This window comes from Pseudoalteromonas fenneropenaei, from assembly GCF_042643375.1.
Taxonomy (GTDB): domain Bacteria; phylum Pseudomonadota; class Gammaproteobacteria; order Enterobacterales; family Alteromonadaceae; genus Pseudoalteromonas; species Pseudoalteromonas fenneropenaei.
Map to the genome: position 1 here is coordinate 87929 of NZ_JBHRSD010000023.1, position 18634 is coordinate 106562.

Below are 18634 nucleotides of genomic sequence, written 5' to 3' on the forward strand. Positions count from 1 at the left end.
GTTATATGAGCCAGTACAGCACAGCCACGTTTGGCGGCGGGTGTTTTTGGTGTATTGACGCGGCGTTTCGTCGCGTCAAAGGAGTAAGCCACGTATCATCCGGCTATATGGGTGGCAGTATCGCCAATCCAAGCTACAAAGCCGTCTGTAGTGGTTTAACCGGTCATGCTGAGGTGGTACAACTTAGCTTTGATGCGAGTGTGATTAGTTTTACCGAGTTGCTGAAGATGTTTTTTGCACTACATGATCCGACGCAATTGAACCGTCAAGGCAACGACGTTGGTACGCAATATCGTAGTGTGGTGTTTTATCATGATGAGACACAGCAGCAAGCTGCACTTGATTTGATAGGTGCATTACAAAGCGAGTATGCCGCACCTATCGTGACCGAAGTTAGTCCAGCAGATACCTATTATTGTGCAGAAAATTATCATCAGGATTATTTTAACCTGAACCCAAATCAAGGCTATTGTAGTGTCATGATAGCCCCTAAACTGGCTAAATTTAGCGAGTATTTTGCTGACTACTTAGACTAACACCTGAGCACTAGCTGCCAGATGCTAGTCACAGGCGCCGCCCCATGGCACGGTCAAAATGAAAAAAAATGCCGTTCAAATGAGCGGCATTTTTCATTCAACCCTAAGCAATCACTTAAAATTCAGCGTTAAAGCTTAAGTAAGCACGGCGACCAGGAGTGTTGTAATAAAATACTGAGCTTGGATCGCCAAACACTTTTACACCCGCATCTACCCCTTGATAGTCGCGGTCAAAGAGATTCTCAACACGGAGCGTCAACACAAAACCTTCAGAAAGCGTGTACCCTGTCACTAAGTTAAACAACGCGTACGACGGCAATTGGGTATATTTACCTTCGCGTTTTCCACGCAATTGCCACTCACCACCAACGCGCCAATCTTGCCACTCTTTGCTAAGCGCCCAGTTTGCACTGTGCTTAGAGACATAGTTCAGTGCTTTGCTGTTATCTAAGTCTTTGGCATCAAGATAGGTATAGTTCCAAGTTGATTTATAACCGTAGAAGCTGTGTTGCTGCGTCAGTTCAAACCCTTCATGACGTGCTTGGTTGACATTCGATGGCAGCCATTTATTTGGGTTACCAGCAGAAGGCGCCCAAGCAATTTTATCTTCGTAGTCGGTTCTAAATACCGCCAAAGTCAAAGACACATCGTCACGCGCTAAAGTTAAACCTAACTCCTGATTGGTTGAGCTTTCTGGGCGCAGTGCTAAATTGCCTGAATTTGGATAATACAAATCGTTAAAAGTCGGCGCTTTAAAACCGGTATTTTGCGACGCGCGCACGGTCAGTAGCTCATTCACACGATAGCCTAGCGCTGTGCTGTAAGTAAACTCGTTACCATACTGCGAATTATGTTCTTCACGTACTACGGCTTCCGCAAGCCAAGCTTGGTACTCATAGGTCGCCCCAGCAAACCATGCTTCAAGGTCGCGCTCGGTCACATCATAAGCAGTTGAAGAACCACCGACATCTTCAGTTACTTTGCTATAACCAAGCAAAGTATTGAGTGCCGTGAGGGGGCTATATTGCACTAATAAATCTTGGCTTTTCCGCTCAGTATAAAATTCTGACGTGTATCCTTCGCCAACATCATCTGATTCATCGGTTGCACGACTTAGTGTCGCACTCACGGTAAGATTTTCTAGCAGCGCTTTTTGCCAGCCCAACGCCCATACTTGATTGGTAAACTCACCTTTGTAGATTTCCGTATCCGCAGAACCAAAACCACTGTCGTAATAGGCTTCACCTTGGCTACGCTGTAGCATAGCTTTAAAATCGCCAAGCTGTTCATCTTGATAAGCTGCATTAAAGCCCACGTTGACGTTTTCATAACCGTCTTCATCTGGTTGCTTGGTTTGCAATACATCAAAACCATCGGTTTTTTGATAACCCGCGTTAAAGGCTAAGGCCAAACCACCAATTTGCGTACCTGTTGCCAAGTCCGCACTGCGGTAGCTATCTGAACCAATGGCAATATCAATTTGACCACCGACTGCGTTACGAGTGATGATGTTAATAACACCCGCCAACGCATCTGAACCATACACCGCAGCGCGTGAGCCTTTCACCACTTCAATACGTTCAATACTGTTAAGCGGGATATTCGCTAGCGTTTTATAGCCTAAGGTGGCCGAGCCAACCCGTACCCCGTCTAACAACACAAGTGTGTGGCGCGTGCTGGCGCCACGTAGTGATACGCCCGCATTTTGACCTAAACCGCCATTGGCATTAACTTGAAAACCCGCTTGCGTTTGCAGCACAGTGACTAAATCGGCCGCACCACTTTGCTCAATCTCCACACGCTCAATGACAGTAACTGACGCGAGGACTTGATTTAGCGGTTGCGCAATTTTATTCGCAGTAACCGTGATGCGCTCTAAAGATGTTGATGAATTATCTGCCAACGCAGAAAACGAAAGTGCCGCAGCGATTGCACTGCAAAGCAGAGATTTATTTAGCATGATTTCCCCTGACCTGCGCCCACCGCACAAGCATGATGTGAATGACAATTCAAGGCCGGTCTCCGGACTCTTAAAGGCAAAACCCTTTAATTACCGTTGCGGGGGCAGTGTTGGCATTGGGGCTTCCTAAGCACCGCACCAAGCTTCCCGATTATCTTAGCGCTGGGTTTTCCTCACCCCGTCATCTAAGCACCTTGAAACGAGGCGCTATTGTGCGAATTTAGCACACAAAAGTCAATGGACGTCTAGAAAGCCAAAAGGTGCCAAAGCACCTTTTGTACGCTAATATCATCGCTTTCTGAAGCAAATTAATCGCGGAAGTTTTTAAATTGGAAAGGTTGGCCTAATTCAGCAGTACGCACTAATTGCATCACTTGTTGCAGGTCGTCACGGCTTTTACCCGTCACGCGTATTTCTTCACCTTGAATGCTAGATTGCACTTTAAGCTTAGACTCTTTGATAAGCTTAGTGATTTTCTTCGCCATATCTTTGTCGATGCCTTGCTTTAACACCACTTTACGAGAGTAAGTACGGCCAGAATGCACCACATCTTGCAAATCAAAGCAGGCTACGTCTAATCCGCGTTTTGCTGCTTTGCTGACTAAAATATCAAACAACTGCAATAATTGATGCTCAGCTTCACCTTTTAGCACCACTTCTTTCTCGTCCAACTCAATCGACGCAGTAACACCACGGAAGTCATAACGGGTTTCTAATTCACGCGCTGCGTTTTCAACCGCGTTTTTCGCTTCAGTCATTTCAATTTCTGACACAATGTCAAAAGAAGGCATACTTTTCTCCTCAAATTGCTTAGCCCTAGTATACCAGCCAATCTTGAGTTTAGGGAAAGGCCATGACAATTTTATCACGGTCGGAATTATTCATGTTGTATCTAGAATTCGATGGTATACTCGCCACACTAAAGTGGTAGAAATGGAAAGAGAAGTGACACGGCGCGTTTATCAAATCATGTTGTTAGGATGTCTGATAGCCTGTACTGCATTATTCGTCAAAGAAGTGAACAGCAGCGTAATTACTTTTGCTAACGCTGACAAAGTTGCCCATTTTCTAATCTTTTTTGGCCTCGCTTTTGTGTTACATCACGCCTTTCGTTTACCTGTATGGCTGCACTTGCTGATGCTCGCCGGTTATGGTGCTGGGATTGAAGTATTGCAATCAATGGTGCCACATCGCCAAGCATCGTTATATGACTTTTATGCCGACTGCTTAGGGGCGCTAAGCTACTTTGCGGGTTATTTTGTGTGGCGCAAATATGTCCGTAAACGCACCGCTTGACATCGCAATTTTAGGCGCAGGTGCGATTGGGCAGCTATTTGCCAAAGCCCTGAGTCGAGACCACCAAGTTACAGTTATCACCCGCAAGCCAAGCACTAAAGCTTGGCTTTACGAATGGCAAACTGAAATCAGCACGCAAACTATCAAAAATGCGACGTTTGCGACCTTAGTCCCTAGCAGCTTGCGTTTTGTATTGGTGTGCGTCAAAGCCTATCAATTACCTGAGGCGCTAGCTCAGCTGCGCCCTTATCTGCATCCAGCCGCGAGCATTGTGATTAGCCATAATGGCATGTCTGATCTCAGCGCATTTAGCGCAACATTGACCCCACAGCACAAACTCTACTTTGCGACCACTTCTCAAGGTGCTTATTTAAAAGGCCCTCAGCATGTGGTGCATCGTGGTGTTGGCCGTACTTGGTTAGGTGCGATAACGTCTGCAGCACAGTCTCGTTGCCCACTAGTTGATGCCTGTTTGACCAGTATTGTGGATGCGCACTGGCATCACAATATTGCGCAAATACGCTGGCAAAAGCTTTTTGTTAATATTGCTATCAATCCGCTTACTGCCCGCGACCAAGTCTGTAATGGCCAACTGCGCGCACCAAAATATGCCACCACAGTCATTGGCTTATTGAATGAAGCTGTACATTTAGCCGCTTTGGAAGGCTATCGCTGTGTGCTGGCAGATGCCTTAAATCAAGCCTATTTAGTGATGCAACAAACTGCCGCCAATCGCTCGTCAATGCTGCAAGATATAAGCCTGGGTCGGCAAACTGAAATCACGGCGATTTGCGGCTATATTGTTGCGCTTGGCAAAAAGCATCATTACCCTACCCCGTTTAATGCCAAGCTGCTAACTGAAATTGAGGCACTGAGCCAAGTGTAAAGCGCCGCGCATTAAGCTGTAAACCTACCCATTAAAATGCAAAAAGGCGCCAGTGGCGCCTTTTTCGCAGTTTAAGCTTGGTTTTTTGCAGGCTTATAAACCTTCACGTTGTTGAAGCCTTTTTCGTGTAAGATCAACGCTTGAAGCTGACTCATCACGCCTTTTTGGCAGTACAGGTAATATTCCACATCCTGCGGTAAATCGCCAAACTGGGTGGCTAAACGGAAGAATGGCAGGTGTTTCACAGCAATACCATCAAGCTCAAGTGGCGCTGCATCCTCTTCCTCTGGGGAACGAATATCTAGCACCACAGCCCCTGGTGGTAAGGCAGACACTGACTCAGCTTCTTTCACTTCCTGTTTTGCTTCTACTTCGATATCACGAATATCCATGACTTTGGCATTCGCCACGACAGTGTTGAGGATATCAAAGTCGAACTTTTGTTCTTCCGCAACTATGCTTTCAAGCTTAGTTTTTACGTTAGGCTTTTTCGAGATCACGCCACAGTATTCTGGCATGGCTTCAGCCATTTCCAAGGTGCCAATAGCACGCGCGGTGCGGATGATCTCTTGTTTGTCCAAGTGAATCAGTGGACGCAAAATCAAGGTTTCGGTCACACGGTCAATCACACTTAAGTTCACCAAAGTTTGGCTCGACACCTGACCGATACTTTCCCCTGTCACTAGCGCCGGAATATTCAAACGTTCCGCGATTTGGCTGCCAGCACGCATCATCATACGCTTTAATACCACCCCCATTGAGCCGCTTTCGATGTTTTCTAAGATCTCTGCGACTACAGGTTCAAAGTCCACACTGATAAATTTTACTTTGTGGGTCGAACTAAATTGCTGCCACAAGTAATGACTCACTTGTTTTACGCCAATTTCATGCGCCGCACCACCGAGATTAAAGAATAAGAAATGCGTACGCGCCCCCTTACGGATCATGTGATAGGTGGCGACACCTGAGTCAAAACCACCAGAAATCAGGGACAGCACATCGTCTTGCGTTGGCAGTGGGAAACCACCTAAACCACGGAACACTTGGCTAAAAATATAAGCACGCTGATCTTTAATCTCAATCTTCACGGTCACTTCTGGGTGAGCCAACTTAACCGATGCAGAGGGAATGTTTTGATTTAAACCACCACCAACATAACGCTCTACTTCTGTAGAGGTAAATTCGTGTTTACCCTGACGCTTAACGCGCACGCAGAAAGTCTTACCCACCAATGAATCACGCAGTAAAGGGAAAGCACTTTGATAAATATCATCTAAGGTGGAGAAGTGAGTTTCAGTGACCTCAATTACTTGTTCAATACCTGGAATACGCATGAGTTCATCAATAAAGGTCAAGCGCATTGCTTCATCTGTAGTGTGACTGGTGATAGCTATGTTATCCCAGTGATTTTTCACTTCGACCTGCTCATCAAAACGACGCAAGATCATTTTAATGTTACGCTCAAGCATTAAAGTAAAGCGCTTACGCACAGATTTACTTTTAATAATGATCTCGGGATGCAATTTAATGATGAATTTTAACATACGACTCACTCGGCTACTGTTCGGTGCTGAATAATCCGTCAGCCTATGAAAATTAGGCTTTTACGGTTAGCGAGAGCTTACTTAAAAATAAAAATCCCGCGCCCAGCAATAAGGCGCGGGATTATAGCAAAACACTCAGCAGCAAGAAACTGCTGTTTTTTTACCCAACCCTAAGTTTAAGCTATGCTAGGTAAAGATTCATCCGCTAAGGTTTGGTAATGCTGTTGTAAGGTATTGATTTTTTCTCGGCTCATCGCAGTGCAATAGGGTTTAAACAACATCAACACCTTCACGATACCGTTATAAATATCTTGCTGCTCCAGCATGCCTGTCATGCGCCTTGCTTTGACATACGGCGTCCAAAAGCTCACCGTCATTTTCAACATATGCGCTAACTCTTTGGCGTCGCCGTCATCAATTGCGATTACGTTTGCTTCGCGCAGCGCAATCACCACAGCTTTTACTTGCTCGTACAGATTTGACTGAAACGTGATGTAGTCTTTTTTCAGCTGGGTATCACGGGCCAATATTTCGGTGAGATTGTCGTAGAAAAAGTGATACCGCCACATCAAGTCAAACAATGAATCAAGGTATTGTGTGAGTTGCGCTAAAGGATCATCACCTAAATTTAGCGGCTTGAAATGCGTATTAAGATGCTCACTATAGAGAGTGAAAATTTGTCGAATGATGTCTTCTTTATTTTTAAAATGATAATAGAGATTGCCTGGACTTATACCTAAACTAGCGGCGATATGGTTAGTCGTCACCGCCCGCTCGCCGTTTAGGTTAAACATAGCAATACTAGTGCGAATGATTTTTTCCTTGGTATTCATAGCCCAGTCTCACAGGTTAATGCTCACTTCGCGAGCGATAATGGCGGCAGTATAGCCAATTCATTCTAGCAGTTATAGCACTATGAATTTATCTCGGGAAAAAACCCCAGAATCTATACGGAATTGAATTGTATTCACGTTAGATAAGTTTCCTTTATGCAACGATTTGTCGCCTACAACGGCTGATATTCTTAATAAAGCTTGCTAAGATATCCGATAATCTCGCAAAGTAGAAAATCACTATGAAGGTCATTGCCTTATACCCTGGAACCTTTGATCCTTTAACCAATGGTCATACCGATTTAATTCAGCGCGCCGCAAAAATGTTTGACACTGTGGTACTTGCGATTGCGCATAATCCCAGTAAAAAACCGTGTTTTAGCCTAGATGAACGCGTTGCTTTAGCCAAGGAAATCACCAAAGATTTACCGAATGTGCAGGTGATTGGCTTTAGTGGTTTACTGGTAAACTTAGCCAAAGAGCAACAAGCCAATGTGCTTATTCGCGGGATCCGTGCTGCTTCCGACTTCGATTACGAGTTTCAGCTTGCCAACATGAATCGTCGTCTCAATCCTGATCTGGAAAGTGTCTTTCTTACGCCAGCAGAAAAAAATTCTTTTATCTCATCAACTTTAGTTAAAGAAGTGGCATTACATAACGGTGATGTCAGTCAATTTGTGCACCCTTTGGTTGCCAAAGCATTAGAGGAAAAATTACACGGATGAACTACCGACTGTGGTGTGCGCTTGGCGCGCTATTCGGCTCCCCTGCCATCGCCTCACCTTGGATTGCAGCGGGCGAGCAGCAACTAAAACATTCTATTGATTTACTCGCCAGTTATGGCGTTATTAGCCATCCAGTTAATCAATATCCGCTGATGTGGCAAGCGCTAGCTCACGATATCCAACAGGCCGACAGCAGCACCTTACCGGCGGATGGGCAATTCGCCCTGCAACATTTACAGCACGCCTTGAGCCAAGCGAAGCGCGAACGTTATTCCTCAGTGCGCGCGTATTACTCGAGCGACCCCGACCTTAAACAAGGTTTTGCTGAGCGCGATAAAGCCAAAAGCGGGATTGATAGTTTTGGTGTAATCACCGGCGATGTGGTCAGTGCTAAAGTGGCGGTCAATTACCAAAGTGATGGCCTTGACGGCAAACAACTCAACCACGATGGCAGCCACCTTGCGGTGCTATTTGATAACTGGGCACTCAGTGCTGAACGCTTATCTTATTGGTGGGGGCCAAGCAACGATAACGCACTACTGCTTTCTAACCACGCTCCGACTATGACAGCAGTGCGAGCAACTCGCGCCAATAGCCATCTTGGGCCATCGTTTTTATCCTTTTTAGGGGCATGGCAAGTGACCGCACTAGTTGCCAAACAACGCCCAACTCAGGCTAATCCACAAGATGGGCGCCTTTGGGCGCTGCGCTTCGCCGCCACACCTATAACTGGGCTTGAACTTGCCACCAGCACCTTAAGCAGCGCTTTTGTATTTGACCAAGAGCGTCAGATTGCAGTGAGCGAGTATGATAAGCAAACCTTACAAAGCCTTGATGTGAAATACTCGACTCACCTAAATCACATCCCTTTTGCTGTTTATGGTGAATGGATGGGGCACAATCAGTCTGGATTATTACCTCACGACCCGATTATGACGCTAGGTGTAGAAACGTTTACAGGCAGCCAACATAGCCGCAGCAAATGGTATCTGGAATACAGCGACCAAACATTTGACTGCGATAGCAACAGCCAAGCCATTGGCTGCCCTGCGGTGAGTCAACCCTTCAGTCAATTTACGCAACGTGACTTTTGGCTGGGTGCCGCCAATGGCCCACAAACCCAAGTGTGGAGCGCGGGTTGGCAACGCTTTGAAGCGGATGGCAGAGGCTATGGCGTAACGCTACGGCATAGCGATGGTGAATACGGTAACGATAGACAAGAAGCCAAGCTAGAATATCAGCAAGGCTTGTTTAATGGTCTACTGCAAGTCTCAGCACGTTATATCCGCAGCGACGTGAAAAATACTGACAGCAGCGAGATTAGCACAGAGAACAACAGCGCCTTTAGCGTCAGTTGGCAGTACCAGTTTTAACCTGAGCGAATGCAGCGCGATAAGAAAAAGGCAAGCTTGACGCTTGCCTTTTCTCATTAACGACTTGCCTGCCTCTTGGCTTGGCTTTGCCCGTCGCGCGTGGGTGCGCCACGTTTTTTGTTGTCGCCAACACGCGGTTTGGTATTGGCCTTTTTAAACTGCGAAAAGCCAGTATGTTTGGTCAGGGCTGGACGCCCTTTACTCGCTGGTTGTTTCTCATTGCGCCCTTCTTCTGGCACCAAACACTGCGGGCCTTTACCAATCAAATTGGCTTTGCCCATAGCACGTAGCGCTTCACGAATAATCGGCCAACCTGACTCGTCATGATAACGCAACAAAGCTTTATGCAAGCGACGTTGGCGTGCGCCTTTTGGCACAGTAACACGCTCAGTGTTATTTTTTAGATTACGCAGCGAGTTCATTTCAGTGTGGTAAATGGTCGTTGCATTGGCCATCGGCGATGGATAGAAATTCTGCACTTGATCCAATCTGAAGTCCTGCGACTTCAACCACAAGGCCAAATTCACCATGTCTTCATCCGACGTACCCGGGTGCGCAGAAATGAAGTAAGGGATCAAATACTGCTTCTTACCGGCTTCTTTTGAGTATTGTTCAAATAACTCTTTAAAGCGTTGATAAGCGCCCATCCCCGGTTTCATCATCTTAGATAATGGGCCTTCTTCGGTATGCTCAGGCGCGATTTTGAGATAACCACCGACGTGATGGCTAACTAACTCTTTGACATAACGCGGATCTTGTATCGCTAAATCGTAACGCACACCCGAAGCAATCAGAATTTTCTTCACCCCATCGACTTTACGGGCTTTTTGATAGAGCTCGATAGTCGGGGTGTGGTCGGTGTCCATATGTTCACAAATCGACGGATAGACACAAGACAAACGGCGACAGGTGCTTTCGGCTTTTTTATTCTTACAGCGCAAGCCGTACATGTTAGCAGTTGGGCCACCTAAGTCAGAAATTACGCCAGTAAAGCCGGGCACTTTGTCACGAATTTGCGCAATTTCATCCAAGATAGATTCTTGCGAGCGGCTTTGGATAATACGGCCTTCGTGCTCAGTAATAGAGCAGAAACTACAACCACCAAAGCAGCCGCGCATGATGTTCACCGAAGTTTTGATCATGTCATAGGCTGGGATTTTCGCATTGCCATACATAGGGTGAGCAATACGTTGATACGGCAAACCAAAGACGTGGTCCATTTCTTCAGTTTCTAATGGAAATGCCGGAGGGTTAACCCACACGTAGCGGTCGCCATGGCGTTGGTATAATGCCCGCGCACAGCCTGGGTTAGTTTCTTGGTGTAGAATTCGTGAAGCATGAGCATAAAGCGGTTTGTTGACACTCACTTGCTCAAACGCTGGCAGTTTTACGTAGGCCTTTTCCCACGGTTTTAAACGTGGCGGTTGCACTACAATCGGCTTAGCGGCTTCGGCTGCTAAATCTATTCCAGCTTGGGCAAATTCAGATTTACTACAACCAACATCGTCCGCACCATAAGGGTTTGGGATAGGGTCAATTTTACCGACTTTATCAATCGCGGTGGAATCACTGCCACGCCATCCCGGCAATGGCGTCTTGCGGATCACCGCCGTACCACGTACGTCTTGAATGGTTTCGACGCTTTCACCACCAGCAATACGATGCGCCACTTCAACCAGTGGACGCTCGGCGTTACCGTAGATCAGGATATCAGCCTTGGCATCAAAAATAATACTGCGACGCACTTTTTCTTGCCAATAATCATAATGGGCAATACGGCGCAAACTGGCTTCAATACCACCAATCACAATCGGCACATCACTGTAGGCTTCTTTACAGCGTTGGCTATAAACAATAACGGCGCGATCTGGACGCTTGCCGCCTTCATTACCTGGCGTATACGCATCATCATGGCGAATACGTTTTTCAGCCGTATAACGGTTGATCATCGAGTCCATGTTGCCCGCGGTAATACCGTAAAATAGGTTTGGTTTGCCAAGCGCCATAAAGGCGTCTTTGTTTGACCAGTCCGGTTGGGCAATGATCCCCACCCGGAAGCCTTGTGCTTCAAGTACACGGCCAATTACCGCCATACCAAAGCTTGGGTGATCGACATAAGCGTCACCTGTGACAATAATAATGTCGCAGCTGTCCCAGCCTAATTTGGCCATCTCAGCACGGGAAGTAGGTAAGAAAGGCGCAGGACCGTAGCATTCAGCCCAGTACTTAGGATAGGAAAATAACGAACGTTCAGCTTTTAATCCGCTCATGGTCACCGTCGGGTCAAATCGTGGCTAAAAAAGGAGCGAATTATACACGTCTTAACAAAGAAAAACAGCGTCAGAACTGATGATTCACACCTTACACGCTTTGTGTTGTTGCAAAAAAATCAGGAGTTCGTCAGCTTTCATGGGTTTCGCATATAAAAACCCCTGCACTTCATCACAACCAAGCTGTTTAAGGATAGCTGCCTGAGCTTCAGTTTCCACCCCTTCAGCAATGGTTTTAAGGCCTAAACTCTTACCCAGTGCAATCACCAATGACGCAATTGCGCCACTATCGGTTTCGGGAATATCTTTAATAAATGCACGGTCGATTTTTAGTCGTGCCAAGGGCAGCTTTTGTAAATAACTGAGTGATGAGAAGCCAGTACCAAAGTCATCAATGGCCACCTCAACACCAAACTCTTTGAGCTCCTGCAGAGTTGCAACCACCCCACCAATATCGTCCATCACCACGCTTTCAGTGACTTCAAGCTCAATTTTATTGGCTGGGATCTGATGTCGAGTGAGGGTTTCTTTTACGCGCTCGGCATAATGGGGCACTTTGAATTGTGGCACTGAGACGTTTACTGCCACACTAATATCACAACCCACACTGGCGAGCTGACGTTGCTGCAAACATGCTTGCTCTAACACCCATTGCCCGATATCAACAATCAAGCCAGCATCTTCAGCCAAAGGCACAAACACCGCAGGCGAGATATAATTGCCATTGCCGGAGGGCCAGCGTAACAAGGCCTCACAACCGATAACTTGCAAGCTTTTAAAGCACAATTGCGGCTGATACCATACTTCCAACTTATGGTGCTCGAAGTCTTGCCGCAACTGCCGGATTATCCCTAAGCGCCAAGCCATTTTTTCTTCAAGATCCGGTGAATACCGACCACTGCTGACTTTCCCTATTTTCGCTTGGTTGAGGGCAATATAGGCCATTTTCAACGTCTCTAAGCCTTGGCGGTGGAAATCTTGTTGCTCACACACCCCAATATGGAAATGCACAGATAATACATGTTCGCCAACCGCGTAGGGGAACATCAAAGCGTCAAGAAACTCCCCTTCGTCGAATGGTGCGCGCGGCAACAGTAACGCGAATACGTCCGCGCCAATTCGCGACAACAGTTGTGCTTCAGGGCATTCCAACCTTAAGCGCTCCATCACCGCCTGCAACAATAAATTGCCCACTTCCTGACCTAAACCGTTGTTGATATCCGAAAACTGCGCAATATCTAAAATCACCAACACCAATTCATTCTGGTTGGGTTGATAAAAGAGTTCGATTTGCTCAACAAAATTGGCACGATTGGGGAGTTTAGTGAGTTGATCTTTGTAAGCAACATCGCGCAGTTTGTTAAACAGCCGCACATTGTCCAAGCCAACACTGACGTTAGTCAAAAATAGCTCAGCAAATTGTAATTGCGCAGCATTAGGCGTGCATTCTAATTCCAAATAAATTGCTGCGTTACGGGATTTACTTCTTAGCGCAAAGGTCGCTTCATGTTCGGTACGTAAATGGCAAAGGCAGTCAAAGCAGTTTTGCACTTGCATGATAATGCGGCCATTATCAAGCTGCTCCAAACCAAGGCCAAAGTACTCTTCATATTCGTGACTACCACCGAGCACATTAATGCGTTTTTCGTCCGACACCATACCGCACAAAATACCGCGCGGTGCAGTATCAAGGATTTTTGCTAGCTGATTGATCACAGCTGCACTGTAGGCGCGAATATCGGTATGACCTAAAATGGCCTTGGAGGCATCCAAAATACTGGCTAAAGAATCATTGTGCGCTTCGAGTTGCACGAGTTGGTCGTAAGAACGAATAGCGGTCATCAAAGCCGTCACTAATTTACTGCGGGTGAGTTCAGTTTTAGTTTTGTAGTCGTTGATATCATATTCGCGAATAACATGCTCTTCCGGCGCGTAGCCTGGCTGGCCGGTACGTAAAATAATGCGCACAAAGTGGTTTTTTAACTCATCGCGCACCCGCTTCACCACTTGCAAGCCAGCATCGTCAGTTTCCATCACCACGTCGAGCAATAGCACACAAATACTGGGGTTTTCTTTAAGAAGTGCGATAGCTTGCTGACCCGAAAATGCATCATGAAAACGCAACGAACGATTCCAAAATGTCACACCTGACAAAGCCAGTTTAGTCACCGAATGGATTTCCGGATCATCGTCCACCACCAACACATCCCAACAGCCATGTAATTCCTGAGCAGGCTGAATGTCGTCTTCGTGGTCGGCAAATAGGAAATCGTTTTCTTCTGGTGCCATTCTACTTCCTTCAAGTTTTTACAACATGTGTATTCAACATCACACTCAGGTCTGGCAAGGTTCACTATGCTTTAGCAAAGCAATGATCACAATCAGCTTATCTTAGTTGTGATACATTTTAGTGATGACGGCGAAGTCTTTATTAACAGTCATGAAATATTATAGTAGATGATCTGTACCTTGCGTCCAGTCGCGGCAAAATAAATTGGCAAAGCAAGTGTTTACCCTGTTAGCTTAGGAAACATTAGGGCTTGTTGACCTTTGCAGTTTGTTTTTTCCGCCGTAAGTTAGGTATTTAGGCAAGGCAGGGCTGCCCGCAGGGTTCAAGCAAAGGCTTTCACTACTTTGTCATTCGCAATTTACATAGGCCCACTATGCTAGATTGCTCAGTTCGCGTATTAAAAGCCTTTGATTTGAACAAAAATCATACCTAAAAAGTCAACACGCCCTAGTAACTACCGCGCTGGCATGGTATTAAAAAACATTCTCTTTGTTTGGCAACAACATCATGACGATAAAAAATGCCCAGGCTCGACTCAGTTTGGCTCATATCATTGAAGATAAATTGGGTTATGCCATCAGTAAAAACGATCTACGCCAAGTCGGCAGTAGCAGCGAAGGGGGTTACAATGCCTCCGGTCGTAGTCGTCCTGCATTTGCTATTAATAGCGATGCCAGCATTTTGCGCCGCGCGCTTAAGCGTCAGCAATTGGCAAAAATTCAGCGTCAAAAGAACATCGAAGCCATCATGAGTGAGGCCATGCGGGTGTGCCCAGAAGTCACCAGCGGCGGGCGCCCAGATGCTGACTGGATAGACAAGTTTATTCACCTTGCCGAAGATACCGCCAATGCCAGCATGCAGTTGCTGTGGGCAAAAATCTTAGTCGGCGAAACCATTAACCCCGGTACGTTTTCGATTAAAAGCCTGCAAACGCTAAAACAAATGACCCAGCGTGAAGCCGATGCGCTGCAGCGCTGCGCCGCCTTATGTGGTTATTTGGAAAAAGACGACAGCCATATTATTTTGCTTGGCTACTACAAAAAACCGTCATTTTTTGATTTGTTGCGTAAGGGTAATCGCGAAACCATTAATCTCAGTAAAGCAGGGCTAAGCTTTCCCCATATATTGACGCTAATGGATATAAATTTACTGTATCGGCAGGAAATTGAATCCGCGGAGCTGAAAGCGGAGCAGCAAATTGTGTTGAGCTTTCAACGTAAAAAGCTTATTTTAAACGCCAAAAGTAACGACTTGGTATTAAGTTACTACAAGCTCACGCAAACGGGTGATGAACTGCGCAAATTGATCAGTACCTCGGTCAGTAAACCGTATCGGCAACTACTACAACAGGCATTTGAGGAAGAGTTCCAGCTCAGCTGGCAAGAATCATAAAGCCGCTTGGGCAAGTTGATGACAAGTACATTTGCCATCAACTTTAACTTTGCTTAGAAATGTAGCTGCAAACCAAGGAACGGACCTGAAAAATCCATATCCGTGTCGATATTGTCAACATCATCTAATTCTAATTGCATTGAACGATAGCCCGCACGTAGCGCTACATCTACCGCCATATTATCAATAAACTCCCACGCCACACCGACTTGGTAATCACGAATGCTGCTGTCATCAATGCTGAGCATACTGCCTTCGGCAAATACGCTTAAACCAGTGAAAGGTAAACCAACTTCAGCTTTTAGGTAGCCCATTGGTACATAACCTGAGAATGACACTGTTTCAGATTTAGATTGACCAGTGGCTTGGTCTTCGCCTGTCACTTTTAAATCACCGTCAAACTGCTTAACGTTGATACCAAAATCAAACGACACTAAATCGTTATCAAATAGCTCATAATACAGAATAAAGTCATTGTGACTGAGGTCGGATACTGTGGTTGCGGTGGTGTTAGTACGGTATACCGTATCACCAAATTCAAAGGTTTCAGTCAGTGTAGTGCTACCGGTTAATTCTAACTCGGTATGTTTAATTTTTAAGTTCGGCACTAATGGGATTGGGTGCTCAAGTGCAGCGTAAAAACTACTAAAAGTTTCGTCTTTGAAATTGAAGTTCTGCAAATTACCACGCTCAGCGAAGCTACCTTCATTGTCCGCTTTCCAACCTTCAGCTCCAATATAAAAACCTAACAAGGTGTCTGCATGAGCAACAGGCGCCATGCTTGCTACCGCTAACGCAGCTGCCAAAGTGAGTTTTTTCATCAAAAATTATCCTTGCGCTAAGAGTTCACTTAATTCAATCAGTGCCGCATTGGCACGCGAAATATAATTAGCCATAACCAATGAATGGTTTGCTACTAGACCAAAACCACTGCCATTTAAGATCATTGGGCTCCACACGGTATCTTGGGTCGCTTCCAATTCACGTACGATTTGGTGCAAACTGACACGGGCATTTTTCTTATCTAATACATCGGCAAAATCGTATTCAACCGCTTTTAAAAAATGCAGCAGTGCCCAAGTTGCCCCTCTGGCTTCATAGAATACATCATCAATTTGCCACCAAGATGTTTTAATTTGATTACTACCGGGTGCAAAAGTCGCTTGATGTGCCGCGCTATCGCCCGCTAAATCGGTATTCACCCGATCTTGCCCAACACTGGCACTCAAACGTTGGCTCAAACTACCTAAGCGTTTTTCGGCTTCTTTTAACCAACCTCTTAAGTTATCTGCACGCGCATAAAACTGGCTATTGATATCCTGCTGATTGGCTATTTGAGTGCGGTATTCGTAAAGGTACTTTATCCCTGTCCGGTATTCACCCTCAGCACTTGGCCACATCCATGCGGTAGAACTAATGTTAAACTGTGGTTGGGCTTTTTTCAGGCTCGGATGTTCTGTCGATTGCGACTGCGAGCGGCTGAAATCTTTGCGCATAGAAAGCGACATATCCCGCACCATTTCTAATGCACCAAATTCCCATGCAGGCATGTTGTCCATCATCACACTAGGTGGCAAGACATCATTGGATGTATATCCAAATGCCTTATGTAATAATGTATCTACTACGTGAATAAGTGCGGTAGTCGTAACATACCCGGTCACCATCTGTTGGCCGGGTTTAAGTTCAGACTTCGCGACCTCAAGAGGGTCAAAAGGCTCAGGCTCTATCGATGCCCATAAAGTGACAGCATACAACATTACGACTACTGCTGCGAAACCTGCCAACACTGTTTTAAAGTTTAGTAGATTCATCTCATATCCAGAGTTACGGTGACTTATGCAATATGAATATAAGCCAAAAATATACAGTTATGTCCGCTTTAGTTCTGCCAAGCAGGAGCGAGGACACTCCAAAAAACGCCAAACTGAAATGCTAAATGAGTGGCTTGCAGATAACCCTAACATCAACATTCCTCTAGACCAAACCTTAGATATGCAAGACTTAGGGGTTTCCGCATGGAAATCATACAAAAATAACCTCTCAGATAATACTGCTCTAGGTGGATTTTTGTCGATGGCGGAACAGGGACGTATAGCACCGGGAAGTATTTTAGTGATTGAACAATTTGACCGATTGTCGCGTGATGAAATCGTTGATGCGATGGCAGTCGTTTTAAATATCTTGAAAAAAGGTATTGAGATAGTCTCACTCGCTGACCGACAAAAATACACACGACAATCGGTTAATGAAAACACCACAACATTAATGCTTGTTATTCATCAATTAGCTTTGGGGCATGGAGAGTCGCAGAAAAAATCAGACCGATGCAAACGAGCATGGCGCAATAAAAAGGAACAGGCATTAGAGCACGGAAAAGCATTAGGTAACAGAGGACCATCTTGGCTAAAGTATGATAGAAGTTCGGAAACCTACATTGAAATCCCGGAATATGCTGATGTCATTCGAATAATTTTTGATTGGATAATCAATCGGGGGTGGAAGATTCATAAAGTCATATCAGGACTTAATGATATGGACATCAAACCGTTTGGCCTATCAAAAACATGGAACAAGTCATTCATCCAATCATTACTTCGAACCCGGCGTGTATGTGGCTATTACGAACCACACCATTTAGTTAAGGGTAAACGAGTTATATGTAACGACTTGCCTGAGGTCAAATTATACCCAGAGACAGTGAGCGAGAGTGATTGGGTTAAAGCCAACAAATTGATTCAACCAAATGACATAGGCAGCAACTCGGGTAAAACTGGCAAAGCTTCGAACTTGTTCCGAGGATTATGCACATGCGCCTCTTGTGGCTCTATGATGCAATTTGAAAACAAAGGCGCTGGCAATTCATATTTAGTTTGCAAACAATCCTTGATGAACGGCCCATGTCAGCCACGAGTTTCATTCCGCTACCCTGAATTTGAAAAAGCATTCTTCAAATATTGCTCTGAACTAAACTGGCATGCTGTTCTAATACCCGAAAAGTCGCTTTCTCTATCAAAATCATTACAAACCGAACTAGATGTTCTTTCAAGTCAAAGAGAGCGGAACAAAACAGCATTTGAACGCTTATTAATGCTGGATGGTGAAAATGACATGGTTATCAAAAGGCTGTCCGCTTTAACAACTGAAATCGAAAAAATTGACCAAGAAGCCGCTAGGCTAAAAGCTAAAATTGATGAGCTTAACAATACAGGAATGATGGCCCCTGAAATGATTCGTGATGAGCTAACTGCTGCCATAGCGGACATAAATTCCATGTCAGATGATGAGTTAATAGATGTAAGAATCAAAATTCAGAGACAATTGAAACTGATTATTCACAGAATTTCTTTTGGATACGCCAACGGGGATAAAGATAAGCCTCTTTGCACTATTGGTTATACTTCCGGGGTTAATATCCTCTTGACTTTAGATAGTAAATCCTCGCGAGCAGTAGAGGTTATGGAATCTGACGATGGCAAAGTTGTATATCGAAACCTTACCCAGACTCCTACATGACGAAAGCCCCGGA

General features: G+C 45.4%; 15 protein-coding genes and 1 riboswitch. Of the genes, 7 read left to right on the top strand and 8 right to left on the bottom strand.

What is annotated here, in order from left to right; all coding sequences use genetic code 11:
• The first annotated feature begins 5 nt into the window (after nt 1-5).
• Nucleotides 6-536: a peptide-methionine (S)-S-oxide reductase MsrA gene (gene msrA / locus ACFOEE_RS13665; RefSeq protein ID WP_377125192.1), complete on the top strand. Its 531-nt coding sequence runs from the start codon at nt 6-8 to the stop codon at nt 534-536.
• Nucleotides 537-651: 115 nt separating this feature from the next.
• Here msrA and ACFOEE_RS13670 read toward each other — a convergent pair whose 3' ends face one another.
• Nucleotides 652-2496: a TonB-dependent receptor domain-containing protein gene (locus ACFOEE_RS13670; RefSeq protein WP_377125195.1), complete on the bottom strand. Its 1845-nt coding sequence runs from the start codon at nt 2494-2496 to the stop codon at nt 652-654.
• Nucleotides 2497-2532: 36 nt separating this feature from the next.
• A riboswitch (cobalamin riboswitch) is annotated at nt 2533-2708 on the bottom strand.
• Between the two features lie 96 nt (nt 2709-2804).
• Nucleotides 2805-3287: a YajQ family cyclic di-GMP-binding protein gene (locus ACFOEE_RS13675; RefSeq protein ID WP_377125198.1), complete on the bottom strand. Its 483-nt coding sequence runs from the start codon at nt 3285-3287 to the stop codon at nt 2805-2807.
• A gap of 142 nt (nt 3288-3429) precedes the next feature.
• Between ACFOEE_RS13675 and ACFOEE_RS13680 the strand changes: the two genes are divergently transcribed.
• Nucleotides 3430-3792, top strand: a complete 363-nt coding sequence (locus ACFOEE_RS13680; RefSeq protein ID WP_377125201.1) for a VanZ family protein — start codon at nt 3430-3432, stop codon at nt 3790-3792.
• Nucleotides 3770-4678 (top strand): ketopantoate reductase family protein, encoded by a 909-nt coding sequence (locus tag ACFOEE_RS13685; RefSeq protein ID WP_377125204.1) that lies wholly within the window; start codon nt 3770-3772, stop codon nt 4676-4678. The genes ACFOEE_RS13680 and ACFOEE_RS13685 overlap by 23 nt, the downstream gene beginning before the upstream one ends.
• A 71-nt stretch (nt 4679-4749) precedes the next feature.
• Here the strand turns inward: ACFOEE_RS13685 and thiI are convergent, their stop codons facing one another.
• Both thiI and ACFOEE_RS13695 read right to left on the bottom strand, forming a co-directional pair.
• On the bottom strand, nt 4750-6222 hold the full coding sequence (gene thiI, locus ACFOEE_RS13690; protein ID WP_377125207.1) for a tRNA uracil 4-sulfurtransferase ThiI: 1473 nt from the start codon (nt 6220-6222) through the stop codon (nt 4750-4752).
• A 176-nt stretch (nt 6223-6398) separates the two neighbouring features.
• Nucleotides 6399-7055, bottom strand: coding sequence for a TetR/AcrR family transcriptional regulator (locus ACFOEE_RS13695; protein ID WP_377125210.1), 657 nt, complete (start codon nt 7053-7055; stop codon nt 6399-6401).
• Nucleotides 7056-7297: 242 nt separating this feature from the next.
• Here ACFOEE_RS13695 and coaD point away from each other — a divergent pair, with 242 nt between their 5' ends.
• Together coaD and ACFOEE_RS13705 are read left to right on the top strand one after the other, a co-directional pair.
• On the top strand, nt 7298-7780 hold the full coding sequence (gene coaD, locus ACFOEE_RS13700; RefSeq protein WP_377125213.1) for a pantetheine-phosphate adenylyltransferase: 483 nt from the start codon (nt 7298-7300) through the stop codon (nt 7778-7780).
• Nucleotides 7777-9153, top strand: coding sequence for a capsule assembly Wzi family protein (locus ACFOEE_RS13705; protein ID WP_377125216.1), 1377 nt, complete (start codon nt 7777-7779; stop codon nt 9151-9153). Before coaD ends, ACFOEE_RS13705 begins: the two co-directional genes overlap by 4 nt.
• 56 nt (nt 9154-9209) lie before the next feature.
• Here the strand turns inward: ACFOEE_RS13705 and ACFOEE_RS13710 are convergent, their stop codons facing one another.
• Both ACFOEE_RS13710 and ACFOEE_RS13715 read right to left on the bottom strand, forming a co-directional pair.
• Nucleotides 9210-11423, bottom strand: coding sequence for a YgiQ family radical SAM protein (locus ACFOEE_RS13710; protein ID WP_377125219.1), 2214 nt, complete (start codon nt 11421-11423; stop codon nt 9210-9212).
• A gap of 84 nt (nt 11424-11507) precedes the next feature.
• A complete protein-coding gene (locus tag ACFOEE_RS13715; protein WP_377125222.1) occupies nt 11508-13712 on the bottom strand; it encodes a putative bifunctional diguanylate cyclase/phosphodiesterase in 2205 nt (734 codons plus the stop codon).
• Nucleotides 13713-14220: 508 nt separating this feature from the next.
• On the opposite strand from ACFOEE_RS13715, the gene ACFOEE_RS13720 reads away from it, so the two are divergent.
• Entirely contained in the window at nt 14221-15105 is an 885-nt protein-coding gene (locus ACFOEE_RS13720) for a TIGR03899 family protein (RefSeq protein WP_377125225.1), read from the top strand.
• Between the two features lie 53 nt (nt 15106-15158).
• Here the strand turns inward: ACFOEE_RS13720 and ACFOEE_RS13725 are convergent, their stop codons facing one another.
• Nucleotides 15159-15926, bottom strand: coding sequence for a TIGR04219 family outer membrane beta-barrel protein (locus ACFOEE_RS13725; RefSeq protein WP_377125227.1), 768 nt, complete (start codon nt 15924-15926; stop codon nt 15159-15161).
• A gap of 6 nt (nt 15927-15932) precedes the next feature.
• Nucleotides 15933-16919 (bottom strand): DUF2333 family protein, encoded by a 987-nt coding sequence (locus ACFOEE_RS13730; protein ID WP_377125230.1) that lies wholly within the window; start codon nt 16917-16919, stop codon nt 15933-15935.
• Between the two features lie 25 nt (nt 16920-16944).
• Between ACFOEE_RS13730 and ACFOEE_RS13735 the strand changes: the two genes are divergently transcribed.
• Nucleotides 16945-18621, top strand: a complete 1677-nt coding sequence (locus ACFOEE_RS13735; protein WP_377125233.1) for a recombinase family protein — start codon at nt 16945-16947, stop codon at nt 18619-18621.
• The last annotated feature ends 13 nt before the right edge of the window (nt 18622-18634 follow it).

Excerpts from the sequence above, each read along its gene's own strand:
- ACFOEE_RS13705 (WP_377125216.1), top strand. The coding sequence starts at position 7,777 with ATGAACTACCGACTGTGGTGTGCGCTTGGCGCGCTATTCGGCTCCCCT.
- ACFOEE_RS13710 (WP_377125219.1), bottom strand. The coding sequence starts at position 11,423 with ATGAGCGGATTAAAAGCTGAACGTTCGTTATTTTCCTATCCTAAGTAC.
- ACFOEE_RS13685 (WP_377125204.1), top strand. The coding sequence starts at position 3,770 with ATGTCCGTAAACGCACCGCTTGACATCGCAATTTTAGGCGCAGGTGCG.
- ACFOEE_RS13695 (WP_377125210.1), bottom strand. The coding sequence starts at position 7,055 with ATGAATACCAAGGAAAAAATCATTCGCACTAGTATTGCTATGTTTAAC.
- coaD (WP_377125213.1), top strand. The coding sequence starts at position 7,298 with ATGAAGGTCATTGCCTTATACCCTGGAACCTTTGATCCTTTAACCAAT.
- msrA (WP_377125192.1), top strand. The coding sequence starts at position 6 with ATGAGCCAGTACAGCACAGCCACGTTTGGCGGCGGGTGTTTTTGGTGT.
- ACFOEE_RS13735 (WP_377125233.1), top strand. The coding sequence starts at position 16,945 with ATGCAATATGAATATAAGCCAAAAATATACAGTTATGTCCGCTTTAGT.
- ACFOEE_RS13730 (WP_377125230.1), bottom strand. The coding sequence starts at position 16,919 with ATGAATCTACTAAACTTTAAAACAGTGTTGGCAGGTTTCGCAGCAGTA.
- thiI (WP_377125207.1), bottom strand. The coding sequence starts at position 6,222 with ATGTTAAAATTCATCATTAAATTGCATCCCGAGATCATTATTAAAAGT.
- ACFOEE_RS13670 (WP_377125195.1), bottom strand. The coding sequence starts at position 2,496 with ATGCTAAATAAATCTCTGCTTTGCAGTGCAATCGCTGCGGCACTTTCG.
- ACFOEE_RS13680 (WP_377125201.1), top strand. The coding sequence starts at position 3,430 with ATGGAAAGAGAAGTGACACGGCGCGTTTATCAAATCATGTTGTTAGGA.
- ACFOEE_RS13675 (WP_377125198.1), bottom strand. The coding sequence starts at position 3,287 with ATGCCTTCTTTTGACATTGTGTCAGAAATTGAAATGACTGAAGCGAAA.
- ACFOEE_RS13720 (WP_377125225.1), top strand. The coding sequence starts at position 14,221 with ATGACGATAAAAAATGCCCAGGCTCGACTCAGTTTGGCTCATATCATT.
- ACFOEE_RS13715 (WP_377125222.1), bottom strand. The coding sequence starts at position 13,712 with ATGGCACCAGAAGAAAACGATTTCCTATTTGCCGACCACGAAGACGAC.
- ACFOEE_RS13725 (WP_377125227.1), bottom strand. The coding sequence starts at position 15,926 with ATGAAAAAACTCACTTTGGCAGCTGCGTTAGCGGTAGCAAGCATGGCG.